Raw genomic sequence first — 509 nt, 5'->3', positions numbered from 1 at the left:
GTGTAAAGCGGCAAACGAATGGGGTAAACATGCGGATTTTTTAGTAAATATTTCGAGAGGGATATGATTCTAATGCTAAGAAAAAAGGTGCCGTAGCACCTTTTTAACTGAGAGGTTGTGTTACCACACAGCAGCCAGCAGCGTATGCGAGTCCGGCACCATAAAATCAACGGACATCATCACCGAGAGGGCAGTGATGGCGATGATAGAGAAACCGAACAGCTTGCGTGCCCAGATTCTGTCATCAGCAACTTTATAGCCGCGCAGAGCCATGCCTAACCACCAGACGCTCACCGCAGCGGCGACCACCAGATATTTATACCCAGCGTAGCCGCCAAGAGAGAGCATCAGCGTGGCAACGGCAAAGGCGATGATATACAGCGTGATGTGATTCTTCGCCACCGAAATGCCTTTCACCACCGGCAGTACCGGAATGTTTGCCGCCTGATAATCCTTAAAGCGGAAAATGGCTATGGCATAAGAGTGAGGCATCTGCCACAGGCTGAAGA

General features: G+C 50.1%; 1 protein-coding gene. It reads right to left on the bottom strand.

The genetic code is table 11. The features are described from left to right. Window positions 1-120 precede the first annotated feature (120 nt). Window positions 121-509: UbiA family prenyltransferase (locus ACLO87_RS17035; protein WP_430224377.1), on the bottom strand; the 389-nt coding region annotated here is incomplete at its 5' end.

The sequence above is a fragment of the Paenalcaligenes sp. Me52 genome (genome assembly GCF_050487965.1).
GTDB lineage: Bacteria > Pseudomonadota > Gammaproteobacteria > Burkholderiales > Burkholderiaceae_B > Paenalcaligenes.
The sequence above is the reverse complement of the archived record's forward strand: the minus strand, read 5'-3'. Positions and strand labels throughout refer to the sequence as shown.